Origin of the sequence: Methylobacterium sp. J-092 (assembly GCF_022829325.1) — a bacterium.
Lineage (GTDB): Bacteria > Pseudomonadota > Alphaproteobacteria > Rhizobiales > Beijerinckiaceae > Methylobacterium.
In genome coordinates this window covers 1-16973 of sequence record NZ_JAKSXU010000095.1, presented here as the reverse complement: position 1 = coordinate 16973, position 16973 = coordinate 1, and the positions used below count along the sequence as shown (strand labels likewise).

Below are 16973 nucleotides of genomic sequence, written 5' to 3'. Positions count from 1 at the left end.
AAGTCTTCGCGTCGCGGGCCGCGGATGCGGAGTCGCTTGAAGAAAGAAGTCGGGAAAGCGCAGTCAGTTGCGCCTGCTTCACGATTCAGGCGGCCGTTTGATCCTTGCGGACGGCCGATCCCCGAGGTGCCCGATACCTGGAGCGCCCGAGATACCTGGGGCGGCCGATCCTAGCGGGCGGCCGCGTCGGCGTCGGCGTAGGCCATCACGCCTGACACGGCGCGGACGTCGCGGTAGCGCGCGCCGCGGGCGCTCATCATCGCCTCGAACTTCTCGTGCACCTGCGCGACCGACAGGCTCGCGGCCTTGCGCCGGCGGTTGCGCTCGGAAGCGAAGAAGATCGAGCGGTTGGCCCGCGCCGGGCCCGGCAGCAGCTTGGCCGCGGCGGCGCCGGGCTTGTCGACGACCTGGGCGAGGAACGATTCGGCATCGTCCGGCCCGAGGAAGTGGGCGAGGTAGACCTCGCCCAGAGACAGCTCGCGCCCGATCCGCAGGGCGATGCGGGCGGCGTCGCGCTTCAGCATCTCGCCCGCCAGAAGCGCCGAGAGGTAGGGATCGCGGCGCAGCTCGAGGATCCGGGTGCGCTCGGCGGCGTCCGTCACCGTCGGCCGGTCGTTGGAATCGGCGACGATCAGCGCCGCCTCCTTCTCCATCCCGTACTTGGCGCCGAAGTCGCGCACGCAGCCGAGCCAGGTCCGCTCGATGAACTGGTACAGGCCGGTGGCCGAGGAGGTCTTGGCCTGCACGGCGGTGATGAAGCTCGACTCCTTGTCGGCCACCGCCATCAGCAGCACCGGGTCGGTCTGCACGGCCTGGGCGGCACGCACGATCGTCTGGACGATGTGGCGGCGGATCTTCATCGGCCCGAACTCGAGCACGTCGTTCGGGTCGCCGCCGGCGCTCTCCGAGAGCAGGAAGTCGTAGGAGACCCGGTCGACCGCGTTGGACCCGAGCTCGGTGTCGAGATCGTGGACCGCGGCGAAGGCCGAGGAGGCGCGCAGCACCACCGGCGGCTCGGCGACGACGGGCGGCAGCGCGCTCATCTGGATGCGGGGGCGGGGCATCGGGATCTCGGTGGCGGCCTGGGCCGAGGACACCGCATTCTCCAGGCCGATCTTGCCGAGCTCGACGCCCGAGCCGATCAGCAGCGCGCTCAGCGCGCCGGCGAACAGCGACATCGACAGGACGGAGCGGGCGAGCGCCGGACGGCTGCCGTGGCCGCGGCCGACCGGGGCGGAAAGGGTGATGCAGTCGGTGGCGCCCGCCCCGAAGCGGCCCGTGGACGCCGATTTGGACGCGCCCTTGCCGACGGCGGCGGAGCCGGACGCGATGGCCTTGCGAGACGTTCCGACGGTGCGGCCCTGCATGTGCGTCCCAAAATCCCGGTTTCGCGCCGATCGCGGCGCCACCCCCCGATCTGGCTTGACAGATGTGGCGACAACACGGCCGAGGCTGGACCATTCCGGTCGTGCCGGCGGTTTCCGGGGGCCGGCCGGCCATCACCCGTTCTTCCGGCGATGGTGGGGCGCGATGTGAGCCCGTGACTTGGCGCCCGTCCCTCCGTATGAGGGCGCATCCGCGACGAACGGCCCGGGACGGCCGGGCGTCGCCGCGCGAAAAAGCCCGGCCCAGCACAGAGTTATCCGATGAGCGGCGTCAACGAGATCCGGTCGGCCTTCCTCGACTACTTCGCGGGTGCGGGGCACACGATCGTGCCGTCGTCCTCGCTGGTGCCGAAGAACGACCCGACGCTGATGTTCACCAACGCCGGCATGGTGCAGTTCAAGAACGTCTTCACCGGCGTCGAGAAGCGGCCCTACGTGCGGGCGACGACGGCGCAGAAATGCGTCCGCGCCGGCGGCAAGCACAACGACCTCGACAACGTCGGCTACACCGCGCGCCACCACACCTTCTTCGAGATGCTCGGCAACTTCTCCTTCGGCGACTACTTCAAGCCGCAGGCGATCGAGCTGGCCTGGACCCTGATCACCAAGGAGTTCGGCCTCAAGCCGGACCGGCTCCTCGTCACGGTCTATGCCGACGACGACGAGGCGGCGACGCTCTGGAAGAAGATCGCCGGCTTTTCCGACGACAAGATCATCCGCATCGGCACCTCGGACAACTTCTGGCAGATGGGCGACACCGGCCCCTGCGGGCCGTGCTCGGAGATCTTCATCGACCAGGGCCCGGGGCTCGCCGGCGGCCCGCCCGGCTCGCCCGACGAGGACGGCGACCGCTTCCTCGAGTTCTGGAACCTCGTGTTCATGCAGTACGAGCAGGTCGAGCCGGGCAACCGGCTGGTCCTGCCGCGGCCGTCGATCGACACCGGCATGGGCCTGGAGCGCATGGCCGCGATCCTCCAGGGCGTGACCTCGAACTACGAGACCGACCTGTTCCGGTCGCTGATCGACGCCGTATCGCACGCGGTCGGCCGCCCGCCCGAGCCCGCGAACGTCGCCTCCTACCGGGTGATCGCCGACCACCTGCGCGCCGGTTCCTTCCTGATCGCCGACGGCGTGCTGCCGGGCAACGAGGGCCGCGGCTACGTGCTGCGCCGCATCCTGCGCCGCGCCATGCGCCACCTCGAGCTGCTCGGCTCGCGCGAGCCGGCGATGTTCCGCCTCGTGCCGACGCTGGTGCGGGAGATGGGCCAGGCCTACCCCGAGCTGGTGCGGGCCGAGAGCCTGATCTCCGAGACCCTGCGCCTCGAGGAGACACGCTTCCGCCGCACCCTGGAGCGCGGCCTCGCGATCCTCGACGCCGAGACCCGCGACCTCGCCGCCGGCCAGAACCTCGCCGGCGAGACCGCCTTCACCCTCTACGACACCTACGGCTTCCCCCTCGACCTGACGCAGGACGCCCTGAAGGCCCGGGGCATCGGCGTCGACACGGAGGCGTTCGGACTCGCGATGCAGCGCCAGAAGCAGGCGGCGCGCGCGGCGTGGTCGGGCTCGGGCGAGGCCGCCACCGAGACGGTGTGGTTCTCGGTGCGCGACCGGACCGGCGCCACCGAGTTCCTGGGCTACGAGGCCGAGAGCGCCGAGGGCGTCGTGACGGCGCTGCTGCGCGACGGCGCCGAGGTCCAGGCCCTGCAGGCCGGCGAGAGCGGGCTGCTCATCGCCAACCAGACGCCGTTCTACGCCGAATCCGGCGGACAGGTCGGCGACACCGGCACGCTCGCCGCGCCGGGGCTGAAGGCCCGCGTGACCAACACCGAGAAGAAGCTCGGCGACCTGTTCGTCCACCACGTCACCGTGGAGGCGGGCACCCTGAGCCTCGGCCAGGCCGTGGAGCTGAAGGTCGACCACGCCCGCCGGGCCGCGATTCGCGCCAACCATTCCGCCACCCATCTGCTGCACGAGGCCCTGCGGCAGGTGCTCGGCGACCACGTCGCGCAGAAGGGCTCGCTGGTCTCCCCCGAGCGCCTGCGCTTCGACATCAGCCACCCGAAGCCGATCGAGGCGGCCGAGCTCGCCCGCGTCGAGGACATCGCCAACGCGGTGCTGCTGCAGAACGTGCCGGTGGTGACCAAGCTGATGGCGGTGGACGAGGCGATCGAGTCCGGGGCGCGCGCGCTGTTCGGCGAGAAGTACGGCGACGAGGTCCGCGTCGTCTCCATGGGCCGGCCGGTGGACGATGCCGGCACGGAGATCGAGGGCGGCCGCCTGCCGAACTTCTCGATCGAGCTTTGCGGCGGCACGCACGCCGCGCGCACCGGCGACATCGGCACCATCACGATCCTCGCCGAGAGCGCGGTCGGCGCCGGGGTGCGCCGCATCGAGGCGATGACCGCCGACGCCGCCCGCCGCCACCGCGGCGAGGAGAGCCGCACCCTCGGGGCGCTGGCCTCCCAGCTCAAGGCGCCGGTGGCGGAGGTGTCCGACCGGCTCTCCGGGCTGCTAGAGGATCGCCGCCGGCTGGAGCGCGAGGTCTCGGACCTGCGCAAGAAGCTGGCGATGGGCGGCAGCGCCGGAGGCGGCGACGAGGCGACCGAGGTGGCCGGCATCAAGCTGATGGCGCGGGCGATCGAGGGCGTCGAGATGCGCGACCTCAAGAGCCTGGCCGATGCCGGCAAGCAGAAGCTCGGCTCCGGCATCGTCGCCATCGTCGGCGTCGGCGCCGACGGCAAGGCCGGCCTCGTGGTCGGCGTCACCCCGGACCTCACCGAGCGCTACGACGCCGTCGCCCTGGTGCGGGCCGGCGCAGGCCATCTCGGCGGCAAGGGCGGCGGCGGCCGCCGCGACATGGCACAGGCCGGCGGCCCGGAGGGCGCCGGCGCGAAGGCCGCCCTCGACGCGATCACCGCGGCGGTGGCGGCGGGCTGACGGCTCAGCCCACCCGCTTCCAGGTCTGGCGCTTGCAGAAGACGCTCATCACGCAGCCCGAGACCTCGATCGCGTTCGGGCCGGTCATCTTGAGCGAGCCGGAATAGGTCTTCCCGTCCTTCGGGTTGTAGAGGGTGCCGGAATAGCCGTCGTCCGACGGGCTCGTGGCGTTGACGATCTGGACGCCGACGACGCTGCGGGTGCGCAGGGCCGGGTCCGGGTTGTTGGCGTCGAGGCCCTTGCCCGCGGTGCTGACGATGGTGCCGCAGAAGCCGGCGCCGCACCGCGTCAGCCGCACCTTCGAGTCGCCGGTCTCGGTCAGCCAGATCCCGGCCGGGTCGGCGGCCTTCTGCGCCTGCGCGCCGCTGCCGACGAGGCAGGACGCGACGAGGCAGACGGCGAAGAGGGTGGGAGCGAACACAGTTGCCGGTCTCATGCGGATCCTCCGAGCGTGCCGCCCGTCCGGGCGATCGGCTCGGCAATAGCCGTGCGCACCGAAGTCCCGCAAGACGCAGCGGCGGCTGCTAAGGTCCGCGCCCGAGCACGGCCCCGAGATAGGTCTCGGCGACCTCGCAGAACGGCAGGCCGGCCTCGGTCGCGAGCACCGCGTCGACCTCGAACAGCGGGTCGTCCGGACCCGGGGCGGGGGCGCCGGGATCGCGGAGCGGGCGGAGCGCGACGTTGCGGCGGGTCGGCGCGAGCGGGCGCACCACCCGGCCGAACGGCGCGTCGGTCTCGTCCAGGGCCGCGTTCATGGCGGGCGTCAGCCGGCCCGGCACGTACCAGTTGTCGGCCTCGGACAGGACGTGGACGCCGCAGGCGAGCCGGACGCGCCGGTAGCGGACCGGCTCGTCCGGCGCGAGGCCGAGACGCTTGCGTTGCGCCGCGTCGAGGGGCTTCTCGGCCCCCGGGACCCGACGGGCGACGAGGTGCGGCTCGGCCGACAGGCCGCGCTCGGCGCACCACGCCTCCAGCACCGCGGTCGCGCTGTGGCCGGACAGGATGCGGGCCTGGAGGGCCTCGATCAGTCCCGTCGTCGCCTCGGGCGGCGGAACCGGTTCGGCCGAGACGGGACGCATCGAACCGAACATCGCCATTGCAAGCAGGAGGAGCGCCCGGACCGACGGAGGCGGGCTCGCGCTACGCCATAGGCATCGGCGGCCGAACCGTCCATGCGCCGCGTGCGCGCTGACCGCCCGGTCCACCGCCCCGTCCCGCATCAGCGCGCCGCCTCGGCTTGGCCGATCAACGTCGCGACGCGGCGCAGCGCCAGGCCGTAGCCTTCGGTGCCGAGGCCGGCGATGACGCCGTCGGCGCGCAGCGAGACGTAGGAGTGGTGCCGGAAGGCCTCGCGCTTGTGCACGTTCGAGATGTGAACCTCGATCACCGGGCCGTCGAAGGCGTTGAGCGCGTCGAGCAGCGCCACCGAGGTATGGGTGAAGGCGGCCGGGTTGATGACGATGCCGGCGGCCTCGTCCCGCGCCGCGTGGATCCAGTCGATCAACGCGCCCTCGTGATTCGACTGCCGGAACTGCAGCGCGAGCCCGAGCTCGCCGGCGAGCGCCCGGCAGGCGGCCTCGACGTCGGCCAGAGTCTCGTGGCCGTAGATCTCCGGCTGGCGCCGGCCGAGGAGGTTCAGGTTCGGGCCATTCAGCACGGTGACGAGACGGCTCATGACATCCTCCTTCGCGCGGCCCGCGCACGGACGCTCGACCCATGAACCGCTGCGGCCGCGGCATCAAGCGGGCCGACAGAGCGGCGGCGCTGTCTCCGCCCCGGGCTTTGCGCGCGGGCGCGGCGGTCTACATCCCGCGAGAATCGCGCGAGGACGCGGCCGAGCCACGGAGTGACCATGAGCCAGATCGAGACCAGCGCGCCCGTGGTGATCGCGGTGGCGATCACCGGCTCGGTGCCGCGCAAGGCGGACAACCCGGCGCTTCCCGTGACGGTGGCCGAGCAGATCGAGTCGACGCACCAGGCCTTCGAGGCGGGGGCGACGCTGGCCCACATCCACGTGCGCAACGACGACGAGACCCCGTCCTCCGATCCCGACCGCTTCGCCGCCGTGCAGGAGGGCCTGCGCAAGCATTGCCCCGGCCTCGTGGTGCAGTTCTCCACCGGCGGGCGCGGGCGCGACCCGGCGAGCCGGGGTCTCTCGCTGCAGCACCGGCCGGACATGGCCTCGCTCTCGACCGGCTCGGTCAACTTCCCGACCATCGTCTACGAGAATCCGGCCGCCCTGGTCACCGACCTCGCCACGCAGATGAGGCGCTTCGGCGTGCGGCCGGAGATCGAGATCTTCGACCTGTCGCACCTCCACGGCGCCCGCCGCCTCGTCGAGGCCGGCCTGATCGACGCGCGGCCGCACGTGCAGTTCGTGATGGGCGTCCAGAACGCGATGCCGGCCGACGAGCACCTGCTCGACATCCTGCTGGCCGAGACCCGGCGCATCCTGCCCGGGGCGACCTGGACGGCGGCCGGGATCGGCCGCAACCAGGCGGTGGTGATGGAGTGGGCGCTGGCGCGCGGCGCCGATGCGGTGCGCACCGGGCTCGAGGACAACATCCGCATCGCCAAGGACCGGCTCGCCGCGAGCAACGCCGAGCTCGTCGGGCTCGCCGCCGAGGCGGTGCGCCGCCACGGCCGCCGGCCGGCGACACCGGCCGAGGCCCGTGCCGCCCTCGGGCTGGCGGCCTGAGATGGCTCACCTGCCCCTGAACCACATCCTCACCGGCCCGGAGGACGCACCGGTGGTGGCGTTCTCCAACTCGCTCGGGACGACGCTCGCCATGTGGGACGCGGTGGTGCCGCGCCTGGCCGACCGTTACCGCATCCTGCGCTACGACACCCGCGGCCATGGCGGCTCGGCGACGCGGGACGCGCCGGCCGAGATCGACGACCTCGCCGGCGACCTCCTGGCGCTGCTCGATGGGCTCGGCATCGGCCGCATCCACGCCGTCGGCCTGTCGCTCGGCGGCATGACGATGCAGGCGCTGGCGAGCGCCGCGCCCGATCGCGTGGCGAGCCTGACCCTGATGGCGACGGCCGCCCACATGCCGAGCGAAGCGAGCTGGAACGCGCGCGCCGCGACGGTGCGCGAGGCGGGACCGCAGGCGATCGTCGCGGCGACCCTCGGCCGCTGGTTCACGCCGGGCTTCTCCGAACGGCATCCGGAGGTGGTCGCGCCGATCCGCACGGCGTTCACGGCCTGCGATCCGGCCGGCTACGCGGTCTGCTGCGGCGCGATCGGGCGCATGGACCTGCGCCCACGCCTCTCGGCGATCACCGCCCCGACGCTGGTCGTCGCCGGCCGCGAGGATCCCGCGACGCCGCCTGCGATGGCCGAGGAGATCTGCCGGGGCATCCCCCAGGCGGAACTGGTGACGCTGCCGCACGCCGCCCACCTCCTCGCCGTCGAGCGGCCGGACGCGGCCGGCGCCTACCTCGCGCAGTTCCTCGACCGGCACCGGTAGGCGAGAGCGGATGCGGCGTCAGCGGACGATGGTGACGGGCCGCGCCATCGCAGGTCTCCGGCCGATCCGGTTCGGCGGTCGCCGATCGCGCGCCGCGGCGAGGCCGAGCGCGGCGGCCATGCCCGCGGTGCTCCCGCCGAGGGGGATCGCCAGCAGCGCCATGAGGAGGCCGAACTTGGCCAAGAGCAGGATCGACAGTCCCGCGCCGAAGACCGCCGCCATCACGATCGCAACCATCACAGCCTCACACAACCAGTGATTGAAGATGTAAGGTCGCGATCGGCGGTTCGGTTCCGGCCTCCCTCGCGCGACGACCGTCGACGCGAGCCGTGAGGGTCGATGCGATCGATCGACAATGGGCACGCGACGTCATCCGCCGTAATGCAGTCACCAGCGTCGGCGAACCCGACCGCAGCCCGTAACGGCAGATTCTTCTGAAAACCGCGCCGTTCGACGGCAGATAGAAACCGTACCTGATCTCGGTCGCAGACGTGGCGGCGGCCTGCCTATCGTACGGGATGTCAGCACAAGATCGTATGGGGCAGCGATGGGAGATCGTCCCTGCCGAACCCTTCTCGGACAGCCGTATTCGCGTCTGAGAGGGAGAGTGGTGGAGCCTAACGGGATCGAACCGATGACCTCTTCCATGCCATGGAAGCGCTCTCCCAGCTGAGCTAAGGCCCCACTCTCGTCCACCGCGGCTCTGGAGGTCCGCGCTGGTGTCTCGCTGGCCCGGCGATGCCGTCCGGCGAGGGCGGTTCTATAGGCGGGCCTCGGATCGGACTCAACCCCCTTTTTGCGGAAAAGCGATCGGCGATCGTTCGCCGGCGACATTCGATGCGTCCAGGGCGGCGGCGGAACGTCGGATCGGCGCCGCAGCTCGGATGACGGATCGCGGCGCGCGTGATAACCGACCGCCCCATGTTCCCGCGCGGCGCCACGCGTCGCACCGGCTTTTCGGCGCCTCAGCGCCTCCTCTGGCGATCCCGCGGCCCCGGCCCGGATCCCTCGCGAAGTTGACCGCCCGTGTCGCACGATTCCGAGCCGACCCCGCTTTCCGCCGCGCCCGGCGCGCCCCTGCGCGGACGGCTGCGGCCGCCGGGCGATAAGTCGATCTCGCACCGCGCGATGATCCTCGGCCTGCTCTCCATCGGCGAGACGCGGGTGGAGGGCCTGCTGGAGGGCGACGACGTGCTGCGCACCGCGGCCGCGGCCCGCGCGCTCGGCGCCTCCATGGAGCGCCTGGGGGAGGGACGCTGGGTGGTGCGCGGCGTCGGCATCGGCGGCCTGTCCGATCCGGCCGAGACCCTCGACTTCGGCAATGCCGGCACCGGCTCGCGGCTGATGATGGGCGTCGTCGGCGGCCAGCCGGTCACGGCGACCTTCGACGGCGACGCTTCCCTGCGCAGCCGGCCGATGCGCCGCATCCTCGATCCGCTCCGGCTGATGGGCACCCAGGTGCTCGCGGAGGCCGAGGGCGGCCGCGTGCCGCTGACGCTGCGCGGCCCGCGCGAGGCGATCCCGATCCGCTACGAGACGCCGGCCGCCTCGGCGCAGATCAAGTCCGCGGTGCTCCTCGCCGGCCTCAACGCCCCGGGCACCACCACGGTGATCGAGGCCGCGGCCACCCGCGACCACACCGAGCGGATGCTGCGCCTGTTCGGCGCCGAGGTCTCCGTCACCCCGCACGGGCCGGACGGCCACGGCCGCGCGGTCGCGCTCACCGGCCAGCCGACGCTGCGCGGCACCGAGGTGGTGGTGCCGGCCGACCCGTCGTCGGCCGCCTTCCCGCTGGTGGCGGCGCTGATCGTGCCGGGCTCCGAGATCACGATCGAGGGCGTGATGATGAATCCGCTGCGCACCGGGCTGATCACGACGCTCATCGAGATGGGCGCCGACATCGAGCGCCTGCGCGAGCGCGAGGAGGGCGGCGAGACCGTCGCCGATCTCCGCGTGCGCGCGAGCCGCCTCAAGGGCGTCGACGTGCCGGCCGAGCGGGCGCCGGCGATGATCGACGAGTACCCGGTGCTCGCGGTCGCCGCCGCCTTCGCCCAGGGCACCACGCGGATGAACGGCCTGCACGAGTTGCGGGTCAAGGAATCGGATCGCCTCGCCGCGGTCGCCGCCGGGCTCAAGGCCAACGGCGTCGCCCACCTGATCGAGGGCGACGACCTCCTCGTCCACGGCGACGGCACCGCGCCGCCCGGGGGCGGCACGGTCGCGACCCATCTCGACCACCGCATTGCCATGGCGTTCCTCGTGATGGGGCTGGCCACCGCCGAGCCGGTCACCGTCGACGACGGCGCGATGATCGCCACGAGCTTCCCGAGCTTCCTGCCGACGATGCAGGCGCTCGGCGCCGGGATCGGGGAATAGGCCCGATGCCCGACAATTCGACAGCCATGGTCATCGCCATCGACGGCCCAGCCGCCTCCGGCAAGGGCACGCTCGCCCAGCGCCTTGCCCGGCACTACGGCCTGCCCCACCTCGACACCGGCCTGCTCTATCGCGGCGTCGCGCTGACCCTGCTCGACGCCGGCGCTTCCCTCGACGACGAGGCCGCCGCGGCGCGGGCGGCCGAGGGCCTGATCGCCGACCGCCTCGCCGACCCGCGCCTGCGCGACCGGGCGATGGGGGAGGCGGCCTCGCGCATCTCGGCGGTGCCGGCGGTGCGCGCGGCCCTGCTCGCGTGGCAGCAGCGCTTCGCCGGCACCAGCGCCGGCGCGGTGCTCGACGGGCGCGACATCGGCACGGTGGTGTGCCCGGACGCGCGCGTGAAGCTGTTCATCACCGCCGACGCCGCCGAACGCGCCCGCCGCCGCCACCGCGAGCTCGAGAGCCGCGGCGAGACGACGACGCTGGCCGCCATCCTCGCCGACATCGAGGCGCGGGACGCCCGGGACGCGGCGCGGAGCACGGCGCCGCTCAGGGCGGCCGACGACGCGGTACGGCTCGACACTACCCATCTCGACGCCGACGAGGCCTTCGCCGCCGCCCGCGCGGTGGTCGACTGCGCCCGCGCGCAGTGACGATGACCGGGGCGGTGGTGGCGCTCGCCCTGCGTCGGTCCTAGCCGCCGGTCATCGGTGGGAAGAACGCGATCTCCCGCGCGCCCGCGATCGGTGCGTCGGGCTTGGCGTGGACCTTGTCGATCGCGGCGCGGACCACGCCGTCCTTCTCGAAGGCGTGGGCGTATTCCTCGCCCCGCCCCTTGAGCCAGCCGATCAGGTCGCCCACCGTCGCGACCTCCGCCGGCGGCGTCACGGTCTCCTCGGGGCGTCCGACGCGCTCGCGCACCCAGGCGAAATAGACGAGCTTCATGGTTCGGTTTCCTCGGGTCGCACCCGATGCACGAGGTCGCTTCTCCCTCTGCCGCAGCGGGCGAGGAAGCCTGGCGGGATCACCCTATCGCGGATCGTCGATCACGTGCTTGATGCCGGCGCGCATGTAGTCCCAGCCGGTCCACAGCGTCAGGGCGGCGGCGAGCCAGAGCAGGACGAGGCCGATCCGCTCGGTGCCGGGCAGGATCGTCTCGCCGGCCGGCCCCGCGACGAGGAATCCCAGCGCCACGAGCTGCACCGTGGTCTTCCACTTGGCGACCTTGCTCACGGGCACGCCGACCTTCAGCTCGGCGAGGTACTCGCGCAGGCCCGAGACCAGCACCTCGCGGCACAGGATCACGATCGCCGCCCAGACGGAGGCGCCGACGATGGTGCGGTCGGCCACCAGCATCAGCAGGCAGGCGGCGACCAGCAGCTTGTCGGCGATCGGATCGAGCATCCGGCCGAGCGCAGAGCTCTGCGCGTAGGTGCGGGCGACGTAGCCGTCGAGGTAGTCGGTGATCGCGGCGATCACGAACACCGCCAGCGCCGTGAAGCGCATGGTGATCGCGTCGGGCCAGAACAGCAGCGCGACCATCACCGGGACGGCGACGAGGCGGCCGTAGGTCAGGCAGTTCGCGAGCGTCCAGGCCTGCGACCGGCGTCGGGGGAGGACGGCGTTCATCGGGCCGGTGAAATCATGCGCCTGCCTGAGCGTCAACCGTTCCGATGCGTCGCCGATGCCGTCGCTCATGCGTCAGCCGCCCGCATGGAAGAAGTCGTAGACGGCGCGCGCGGTGGCGGCGTTCACGCCGGGCGTCTTGGCGAGGTCCTCGTAGGCCGCCCGCTCGATCGCCTTCACGGTGCCGAACTGGTGCAGGAGCGCGCGCTTGCGGCTCGGGCCGATGCCGGCGATCTCGTCGAGCGGGTTGCGCACCAGCTCGCGCTTGCGCTTGGCCCGGTGGGTGCCGATGGCGAAGCGGTGCGCCTCGTCGCGCAGGCGCTGCACGAAGTAGAGCGTCGGATCGCGCGGCGGCAGCTTGAACGCCGGCCGGCCGGGGATGAAGAAGGTCTCGCGGCCGGCATCCCGGTCGCGCCCCTTGGCGATGCCGACCAGCGCCACGTCGGCGACGCCGATCTCCTCCAGCGCCTTGCGCGCGGCGTCGAGCTGGCCCTTGCCGCCGTCGATGAGCACGAGGTCGGGCCAGGCGGGGAACGCGTCGGCATCCTCGGGCGCCTCGGCCACCGGCTCCGCCGGAACGCCCTCGGTCGCGGCGAAGGCGGCTTCGGCGACGGTGCGCGGCGCCTCCTTGACCAGGCGCTTGAAGCGGCGCTGCAGCACCTCGCGCATCATCCCGTAATCGTCGCCGGGCGTCAGTTCCTCCGACTTGATGTTGAAGGTGCGGTAGTGCGTCTTCATGAAGCCGGACGGGCCGGCGACGACCATGCCGCCGACCGCGTTGGTGCCCATGATGTGGGAGTTGTCGTAGACCTCGATCCGCCGCGGCGTCTTCTCGAGGGCGAAGGCCTGGCCCAGCGCCACCAGCAGCTTGCCCTGCGACGCGGTGTCGGCGAGCCGGCGGCCGAGCGCCTCCTTGGCGTTGCGCTGGGCGTAGTCCACCAGCGCCTTGCGCTCGCCGCGCTGGGGCTGGTGCAGCTCGACCCGGTAGGCGACCTGGCTGGAGAGCGCGGCGGCGACCAGCTCCGCATCCTCGACCGCGTGGCTCGTCAGCACGAGGCGCGGCGCCGGCATCGTGTCGTAGAACTGGCCGATGAACGAGCCCAGCACCTCGTCCGGGGTCATCGAGCGGTCGGCCTTGGGGAAGTAGGCGCGGTTGCCCCAGTTCTGGAAGTTGCGGAAGAAGAACACCTCGATGCAGAACTGCCCGGCCTGCTCGTCGAGGGCGAACACGTCGGCCTCCTCGACCCCTTGCGTGTTGACGCCCTGCACGCCCTGGATCGCCGAGAGCGCGCTGATCCGGTCGCGGAAGCGGGCCGCACGCTCGAACTCCATCGCGTCGGAGGCCGCCTGCATCTCGGTGCGCATCCGGTCCTTCACCGCATTGGACTTCCCGGCGAGGAAGTTCTTGGCCGAGTCGGCCATGCCGGCGTAATCCTCCAGCGCGATCTCGCCGGTGCAGGGGCCGGAGCAGCGCTTGATCTGGAACAACAGGCAGGGCCGGGTGCGGTTCTCGTAGTAGCTGTCGGTGCAGGTGCGCAGCAGGAAGGCGCGCTGCAGGGCGTTCACGGTGCGGTTCACCGCCCAGACGCTGGCGAAGGGGCCGTAATAGCTGCCCTTGCGGCGGCGGGCGCCGCGATGCTTGACGATCTGCGGTGCCGGGCCGTCGGCGGTGACGAGGATGTAGGGGAACGACTTGTCGTCCCGCATCAGCACGTTGAAGCGCGGCTTCAGCTGCTTGATCAGGTTCGCCTCGAGCAGCAGCGCCTCGGTCTCGGTGGCGGTGGTGACGAACTCCATCGCCGCCGTCTGCGAGATCATCCGCGCGATGCGGTTGGAATGCGCCTGCCCGCGGGCGTAGGAGCCGACCCGGGCCTTCAGGTTCTTCGCCTTGCCGACGTAGAGCACGTCGCCCTTGGCATCGAACATCCGGTAGACGCCGGGCCCGGAGGGCAGCGTCGTCCAGAACCGGCGGATCACCTCCGTGCCGGCCTCGACGGCGCCGGGCTCGAAATCGAAGTCGATCTCGGGCGCCTCGTCGGCCTGCGCCGGCTCGGCCTCGTCCCGCTCCTCGTCGAAAGCCTCGTCGTCGAAGGCCTCCTGGGGCAGATCCTCGGTGGCGCGACCTGACGGGACTCTCCGGCTCATCGCCGTGATCTAAGCCCGCGAAACTGGCGAGGGAAGGGGCGCGATGCGCAAAGGCGTGCCGGCGGACCTCGGCCCTCAGCCGAACAGCGCGTCGATGTCGGACTGGTCGACGTGGCCCGGATCCTCGTCGAGCTTCGGGCCGTTCAGGAGCGAGCGCTCGTCGTCAGGATCGACGACGGCGGCGGGGCCGGCGGAGAACACGTCGCGGAACCCGTCGAGGCCGCTCCAGGCGGCGATCATGCGGTCGAGGTGGGATTCGACGAAGCTCAGGACGTTGACGATCTTGCTGATGCGCTGGCCGGTCAGGTCCTGGAAATTGCAGGCCTCGTAGGCGACGATGACGCGGTCGAGGATGACGTCGACCTTGTCCTGGCCGCCCTTGCCGAGATTGCCGGCCCGCAGGATGTTGGCGCTCGCCTCGATCTCCTCCAGCGCGGTGAGCAGCGTCGACGTCGCGCGCTCGGTCGACCCGACCACGGCGCCCAGCTCGTCGGCGGCGCGGCGCATGCCCTTGCCGTTGGACTCGGAGTGATACAGAGCCGCGATCTCGTCGCGGGTGTTGGTGATCGCCGCCTTCATCACGTCGAGCTCGGAGCGCATCGCCAAGGCTTCGGACAGCTCGCGGCGGCACGCCTCGATGGTCTCGCCGGCGCTCGACTGGGTGATGCGGCGCAGGTCCTGGATCGCCGAGAGGATCTCGTCGAGGCGCGCCCCGCCCTCCACGGGCCCGGCACTGGACATCGTCGTCCCCGCCGCGGGCGGGAGGCCGAGGCTGTCCTCGATGCGGTAGCGCTTGTGAGTCATCGGTTCGAACCGGCCGTCTTGGAAACCCGGATCCGATCTAGGACCGGGAACGGTTGCAGTTTGCTGAAGATCGAAAGCATTCGGTCGGATTTACAGTCGATTCACGTTGCTTCGTGACGACCGGGGCAGCGAAGCCCGTCCGCGACCGATTCACCACGTTCCTTCATCGAATGTCGCGCGTCCCGGTCCGACCCTCTCAACCATGACGGCCGGCATCGAGCCCGGCCGTGGTGCGGGAGTGCGGCGATGCGGACGAGTTGGTGCGTGGGGGCGGCGCTTGCCGCATCCGTCTGGTCGGGGGCGGTCCAGGCGCAGGCGCGCTATGCTGAGCCCGACGGATACGGCGGCGGCCTGATCGAATACCTTGTCACCGGCGGCGTCGCCCCACGCGGCGGTGCCCGCCCCGTTGCGGTGGCCCGGCCGGGTTACGCAGGCGCGTCGGCACAATCCGGCGATCCGATCGAACCCTATGGCGTCGCATCGCGAGCCTACGCGGCGCTGCCTCAGGGCCTGCCCGCCCAGGCCGACCCACCTGCCGAGAGCGACCGCATCGCCCGCGCGCCGGATCCGCGCTACGCCCGGCAGGAGGTCGCGTTCTCCGGTCCCCAGCGCCCGGGCACGATCGTGATCGATACGCCGTCGAAGTATCTCTACCTCGTCCAACCCGGCGGCCGGGCGATGCGCTACGGCATCGGCGTCGGGCGGCCGGGCTTCGCCTGGTCGGGCCTCAAGACCGTCAGCCGCAAGGCCGAGTGGCCGGGCTGGACGCCGCCGCCGGAGATGCTGGCGCGCCGGCCGGACCTGCCGCGCCACATGGAAGGCGGCCCCGGCAATCCGCTCGGTGCGCGGGCGCTCTATCTCGGCTCGTCGCTCTATCGCATCCACGGCACCAACGAGCCGCACACGATCGGCCAGAACGTGTCGTCCGGCTGCATCCGGATGATGAACGACGACGTGGTCGACCTCTACGAACGCGTGCCGGTGGGGACGCGCGTCGAGGTGATGTGACCGCGGGATCGAACGCAGGAAGGCTCGGATCGCCGAGAGGAGCGACCCGAGCCTTCGACGTCATCGGACGCATGTCATCCAGCCCGATCCGAGCGGGCCGCGCCCGGATCGGGCCGCGCGATCAGGCCCAGTCGCTGTCGTCGCCGCCACCCAGATCGCCGGCGAAGTCGTCGTTGCCGCCGTCGAAGGCGGTGTCGCTCCCGCCGCCGAGGGGCGCACCGAAATCCTGGGTGCCGCCGGCGTCCGAGCCGAAGTAGTTGTTCTCGACCGTCGTGCCGCCGCCGAGGCCGGCCGCCGCCGCGCTGCCGAGGCTCGAATGGCCGCCGGCGAAGGCGTTCGAGAGGGCGCTGCCGAGCAGCATGCCGCCGGCCGCGCCGGCCGCCATCGGCAAGGCCGTGGCCATGAAGCCGCCACCGCGAGCCGGCGCCTGCTGCTGGCCGCCCCACGGGCCGCCCTGCTGCGGTCCGCCCTGCGGATACCCCTGTTGCGGGTAGCCCTGCTGCGGATACCCTTGCTGCGGGTAACCCTGCGGCGCGCCGCCCTGGTTGCCCCAGGCGCCGCCCGCCCGCTGCTGCGGCTGCGGATCCTGGCGCTGCGAACCGCCGCCGAAGATGCTCGACAGGAACCCGCCGCCACCCGAGGATTGCGGCTGCGCCTGCTGCTGGCGGGCCTGCTCGAGCTGCTGGTTGAGGCTCTTGATCGCCTCTTCCTGCACGTAGATCAGCTGCGCCATCGCGTAGGGCGCATAGGGCTGGGCCCTGAGCTTGTCGGCAATGAAGCGCTCGGCATCCGCGTCGCGGGGCTGGCTGGACGCCTGCTCGAGCCGCTGGAAGATGCCGGAGATGACGTCGCGTTCTTCGCTGTTCATGGAGTCGTCCTCCTCGAATCGAACCCGCGGCATCGTGCGCCGCATGGACCGGTTCCAAGATGGGGAGCACGCCCGAGGTTTGTCAGGGGCGGCGAAGAAATCTTCGCCGTAGGACGATGCGATCGTGCGACGAAAAAAGCCCGGCCTTTCGGCCGGGCTTCTCGGGTCGGTTCGAACCGCGGCTCTGGGCGAGCCGCGGCGGATCCCGCAGGTCCTAGTACGAGCCGAACTTGTAGTTCAGGCCGGCGCGCACGACGGCGAACTCGGTGCTGTTGTTGCGGTTCAGGCCGCTCTGCACGACGGTCACGCCCGGCGAGGTCAGGGTCACGGTGCCGGTCGAGTTGGAGG

The 16973-nt window shown here is 71.8% G+C and carries 16 protein-coding genes, 1 tRNA gene and 1 pseudogene; 6 read left to right on the top strand and 12 right to left on the bottom strand.

Features of this window, described 5'->3' with window-relative positions; all coding sequences use genetic code 11:
- Positions 1-170: 170 nt before the first annotated feature.
- Positions 171-1367, bottom strand: coding sequence for a transglycosylase SLT domain-containing protein (locus MKK60_RS10555; RefSeq protein WP_243985587.1), 1197 nt, complete (start codon positions 1365-1367; stop codon positions 171-173).
- Between the two features lie 279 nt (positions 1368-1646).
- On the opposite strand from MKK60_RS10555, the gene alaS reads away from it, so the two are divergent.
- Positions 1647-4325: an alanine--tRNA ligase gene (gene alaS, locus MKK60_RS10550; RefSeq protein WP_243985585.1), complete on the top strand. Its 2679-nt coding sequence runs from the start codon at positions 1647-1649 to the stop codon at positions 4323-4325.
- 4 nt (positions 4326-4329) lie between these two features.
- Here alaS and MKK60_RS10545 read toward each other — a convergent pair whose 3' ends face one another.
- The 3 genes from MKK60_RS10545 to aroQ form a co-directional block, all read right to left on the bottom strand.
- Positions 4330-4761 carry a DUF2147 domain-containing protein gene (locus tag MKK60_RS10545; RefSeq protein WP_243985583.1) on the bottom strand — a complete coding sequence of 144 codons (432 nt, stop codon included), beginning with the start codon at positions 4759-4761 and terminating at the stop codon, positions 4330-4332.
- An 88-nt stretch (positions 4762-4849) separates the two neighbouring features.
- Complete coding sequence (locus MKK60_RS10540) at positions 4850-5404, bottom strand: hypothetical protein (RefSeq protein WP_243985581.1); 555 nt, start codon at positions 5402-5404, stop codon at positions 4850-4852.
- A gap of 140 nt (positions 5405-5544) precedes the next feature.
- A complete protein-coding gene (aroQ, locus tag MKK60_RS10535; protein WP_147844049.1) occupies positions 5545-6000 on the bottom strand; it encodes a type II 3-dehydroquinate dehydratase in 456 nt (151 codons plus the stop codon).
- A 177-nt stretch (positions 6001-6177) separates the two neighbouring features.
- Between aroQ and MKK60_RS10530 the strand changes: the two genes are divergently transcribed.
- Positions 6178-7023, top strand: coding sequence for a 3-keto-5-aminohexanoate cleavage protein (locus MKK60_RS10530; RefSeq protein WP_243985579.1), 846 nt, complete (start codon positions 6178-6180; stop codon positions 7021-7023).
- A gap of 1 nt (position 7024) precedes the next feature.
- Complete coding sequence (gene pcaD / locus MKK60_RS10525; protein WP_243985577.1) at positions 7025-7798, top strand: 3-oxoadipate enol-lactonase; 774 nt, start codon at positions 7025-7027, stop codon at positions 7796-7798.
- Positions 7799-7816: 18 nt separating this feature from the next.
- Here the strand turns inward: pcaD and MKK60_RS10520 are convergent, their stop codons facing one another.
- On the bottom strand, positions 7817-8035 hold the full coding sequence (locus MKK60_RS10520) for a hypothetical protein (RefSeq protein WP_243934508.1): 219 nt from the start codon (positions 8033-8035) through the stop codon (positions 7817-7819).
- A gap of 371 nt (positions 8036-8406) precedes the next feature.
- Positions 8407-8482, bottom strand: a tRNA-Ala gene (locus MKK60_RS10515).
- Between the two features lie 342 nt (positions 8483-8824).
- Here MKK60_RS10515 and aroA point away from each other — a divergent pair.
- Together aroA and cmk are read left to right on the top strand one after the other, a co-directional pair.
- A complete protein-coding gene (gene aroA, locus MKK60_RS10510; protein WP_243934506.1) occupies positions 8825-10174 on the top strand; it encodes a 3-phosphoshikimate 1-carboxyvinyltransferase in 1350 nt (449 codons plus the stop codon).
- A gap of 5 nt (positions 10175-10179) precedes the next feature.
- Positions 10180-10827 carry a (d)CMP kinase gene (gene cmk, locus MKK60_RS10505; RefSeq protein ID WP_243985575.1) on the top strand — a complete coding sequence of 216 codons (648 nt, stop codon included), beginning with the start codon at positions 10180-10182 and terminating at the stop codon, positions 10825-10827.
- Between the two features lie 40 nt (positions 10828-10867).
- On the opposite strand, the gene moaD is transcribed toward cmk, so the two are convergent.
- The 4 genes from moaD to MKK60_RS10485 all read right to left on the bottom strand — a co-directional run bounded on the left by moaD (position 10868) and on the right by MKK60_RS10485 (position 14749).
- Positions 10868-11119 carry a molybdopterin converting factor subunit 1 gene (gene moaD / locus MKK60_RS10500; RefSeq protein WP_147728238.1) on the bottom strand — a complete coding sequence of 84 codons (252 nt, stop codon included), beginning with the start codon at positions 11117-11119 and terminating at the stop codon, positions 10868-10870.
- Between the two features lie 84 nt (positions 11120-11203).
- Positions 11204-11803 carry a CDP-diacylglycerol--glycerol-3-phosphate 3-phosphatidyltransferase gene (pgsA, locus tag MKK60_RS10495; RefSeq protein WP_243985691.1) on the bottom strand — a complete coding sequence of 200 codons (600 nt, stop codon included), beginning with the start codon at positions 11801-11803 and terminating at the stop codon, positions 11204-11206.
- 72 nt (positions 11804-11875) lie between these two features.
- Positions 11876-13945 carry an excinuclease ABC subunit UvrC gene (gene uvrC, locus MKK60_RS10490; protein WP_243985571.1) on the bottom strand — a complete coding sequence of 690 codons (2070 nt, stop codon included), beginning with the start codon at positions 13943-13945 and terminating at the stop codon, positions 11876-11878.
- A 75-nt stretch (positions 13946-14020) separates the two neighbouring features.
- Entirely contained in the window at positions 14021-14749 is a 729-nt protein-coding gene (locus tag MKK60_RS10485) for a chemotaxis protein (RefSeq protein WP_147844133.1), read from the bottom strand.
- A gap of 246 nt (positions 14750-14995) precedes the next feature.
- Here MKK60_RS10485 and MKK60_RS10480 point away from each other — a divergent pair, with 246 nt between their 5' ends.
- The gene (locus MKK60_RS10480; protein ID WP_147728241.1) at positions 14996-15757 is read left to right on the top strand and encodes a L,D-transpeptidase; all 762 of its coding nucleotides are present in this window, start codon (positions 14996-14998) and stop codon (positions 15755-15757) included.
- A gap of 121 nt (positions 15758-15878) precedes the next feature.
- Here the strand turns inward: MKK60_RS10480 and MKK60_RS10475 are convergent, their stop codons facing one another.
- Together MKK60_RS10475 and MKK60_RS10470 are read right to left on the bottom strand one after the other, a co-directional pair.
- A complete protein-coding gene (locus MKK60_RS10475) occupies positions 15879-16625 on the bottom strand; it encodes a DUF2076 domain-containing protein (protein ID WP_147728242.1) in 747 nt (248 codons plus the stop codon).
- Positions 16626-16839: 214 nt separating this feature from the next.
- Positions 16840-16973 (bottom strand): annotated as a pseudogene (locus tag MKK60_RS10470) (porin family protein); the annotation flags it as partial.

Excerpts from the sequence above, each read along its gene's own strand:
- MKK60_RS10555 (WP_243985587.1), bottom strand. The coding sequence starts at position 1,367 with ATGCAGGGCCGCACCGTCGGAACGTCTCGCAAGGCCATCGCGTCCGGC.
- alaS (WP_243985585.1), top strand. The coding sequence starts at position 1,647 with ATGAGCGGCGTCAACGAGATCCGGTCGGCCTTCCTCGACTACTTCGCG.
- MKK60_RS10545 (WP_243985583.1), bottom strand. The coding sequence starts at position 4,761 with ATGAGACCGGCAACTGTGTTCGCTCCCACCCTCTTCGCCGTCTGCCTC.
- MKK60_RS10540 (WP_243985581.1), bottom strand. The coding sequence starts at position 5,404 with ATGCGTCCCGTCTCGGCCGAACCGGTTCCGCCGCCCGAGGCGACGACG.
- aroQ (WP_147844049.1), bottom strand. The coding sequence starts at position 6,000 with ATGAGCCGTCTCGTCACCGTGCTGAATGGCCCGAACCTGAACCTCCTC.
- MKK60_RS10530 (WP_243985579.1), top strand. The coding sequence starts at position 6,178 with ATGAGCCAGATCGAGACCAGCGCGCCCGTGGTGATCGCGGTGGCGATC.
- pcaD (WP_243985577.1), top strand. The coding sequence starts at position 7,025 with ATGGCTCACCTGCCCCTGAACCACATCCTCACCGGCCCGGAGGACGCA.
- MKK60_RS10520 (WP_243934508.1), bottom strand. The coding sequence starts at position 8,035 with ATGGTTGCGATCGTGATGGCGGCGGTCTTCGGCGCGGGACTGTCGATC.
- cmk (WP_243985575.1), top strand. The coding sequence starts at position 10,180 with ATGCCCGACAATTCGACAGCCATGGTCATCGCCATCGACGGCCCAGCC.
- moaD (WP_147728238.1), bottom strand. The coding sequence starts at position 11,119 with ATGAAGCTCGTCTATTTCGCCTGGGTGCGCGAGCGCGTCGGACGCCCC.
- pgsA (WP_243985691.1), bottom strand. The coding sequence starts at position 11,803 with ATGAACGCCGTCCTCCCCCGACGCCGGTCGCAGGCCTGGACGCTCGCG.
- uvrC (WP_243985571.1), bottom strand. The coding sequence starts at position 13,945 with ATGAGCCGGAGAGTCCCGTCAGGTCGCGCCACCGAGGATCTGCCCCAG.
- MKK60_RS10485 (WP_147844133.1), bottom strand. The coding sequence starts at position 14,749 with ATGACTCACAAGCGCTACCGCATCGAGGACAGCCTCGGCCTCCCGCCC.
- MKK60_RS10480 (WP_147728241.1), top strand. The coding sequence starts at position 14,996 with ATGCGGACGAGTTGGTGCGTGGGGGCGGCGCTTGCCGCATCCGTCTGG.
- MKK60_RS10475 (WP_147728242.1), bottom strand. The coding sequence starts at position 16,625 with ATGAACAGCGAAGAACGCGACGTCATCTCCGGCATCTTCCAGCGGCTC.